We start from the raw sequence: 1,654 nt of genomic DNA on the forward strand, positions 1-1,654 counted from the left end.
GGGCGCACGACACGCTTTGCAGCGGCAAGTGCCTGGCCGTAGAGTTAGTCTAGGAATCCCACGTATCGATACCGTTAGCCCTTCAACTTGATGAGGATCGCGAAGATGGGCAAGGACATCGCCCGGCGTACCGAGGAGTTCCAGGCCCGAGTGACGCAGTTCGCCCGGGAATTGAGCGAGGAGATGTTCCCCGAAGGGCTCCCCGAGGGGATGACATTCACCGAGCTTGAGGAGGCCGCCGTCGAGGTGGGGGATGAGGTCAGTCGCACGCTGATCGAGGGCCGTGTGAAGGCTCGGGCACGGTCGGATACGGACCGGGAACCTCGGGCTTGTCCCGAGTGCGGAGGGCCCCTGCGCGATGGCCCTCGCCGGGATCGCAAGCTGACCACCACCCGAGGGCTGGTGACCTGGACCGAAGCGACCCAACATTGTCCTCGCTGTCGGCGAGCTTTTTCCCCCTCACGACCGAGCGATGAAGCTTGATGGCACCAGCTATAGCCCACTCGCCTTGCGGAAGATCGTCCGCGCCGGCGTGAGGTCCGAGTCCTATCAGGCCGCGGCCGGGGACCTCGCCGAGTTGTGCGACATGTCCATCGGCCCCAAGGCGGTGGAGCGCCAGGTCCATCGCATCGGCCGCGAGCGGATCGAGGAGCGCGATGCCGCGGTCGCGGCCCACCGGAGCTTGCCACTGATAGCCCGCGATGCGGCGGCCGACCCGAGCCGCCCCTGCCCGGCGGTGGCCATGGTGTCGGTGGACGGCGGCCGGATCCAGGTCCGTCGGCGATCACCGACCGCGACGACCGAGCCGACGCCGGAAGCCGCGACGGCCCGGCGAAGTACCCTCTGGCGGGAATCGAAGACGGCCGTGCTGGAGACCTATCTCGGTGAGGCTCACGAGTCGGATCCGGATCCGGACGTGCCGAGCTGCTTCCTGGACCTGAAGAGGACGGCGGAGATGATCCGCGGGATGAGCCATCCCCTGCCGGCGGGGCTGGATTTCCCCGGCGAGGACGATGATCCCGTCGCGGCACCCCGAGCCCGCCGGTCGCGGTCCCGGAAGCGACGGCCGGGACGACCGAAGCGGCTGGTACGGAGCGTCCTGGCGAGCCGGGCCGGGAGCGAGGACTTCGGCCCGATCATGCATCAGGCGGCCTGGGAGCGGAACTTCTTCGGGGGCGGCAAGAGGGCCTTCCTGGGGGACGGTGCGGCCACCAACTGGACGATCCATCGCCGTCATTTCAGCACGTTCACGCCGATCCTCGATTTCGTCCACGCGCTGAGTTACATCTTCGCCGCGGCGTTCGCCGGCCGGCCCCAGGCCGAAGGCGAGGCCGTCTATCGCCGCTGGATCCAAGCGGCTTGGGCCGGGGCGATCGCGACCATCCTGCCGGAGATGGAGGCCCGGTCGGCCGAGCTGGGGGTGGCGCCGAAGGACTCCGGCGAGACCGATCCGCGCATGCTGGTGGCCGAGTCGCTGGGCTACCTGCGCAACAACGCCGATCGGATGCGATATGACGCCTTCCGGCGCGAGGGCCTGCCGATCATGACCAGCGCGGTGGAGTCGGCGATCAAGATGATCAACCGCCGGGTCAAGGGGAGCGAGAAGTTCTGGTCCGACCCCGGCTCCGAGGAGATCCTCCAACTGAAGGGCGAT

At 68.3% G+C, this 1,654-nt stretch carries 1 protein-coding gene; it reads left to right on the forward strand.

The features are described from left to right. Positions 1-472: 472 nt before the first annotated feature. Positions 473-1,654 (forward strand): hypothetical protein (locus G6O54_RS36785; protein ID WP_165236066.1); only part of this gene is annotated, 1,182 nt, incomplete at its 3' end.

The organism is Aquisphaera insulae, from assembly GCF_011064615.1.
Classification (GTDB): Bacteria; Planctomycetota; Planctomycetia; order Isosphaerales; family Isosphaeraceae; genus Aquisphaera; species Aquisphaera insulae.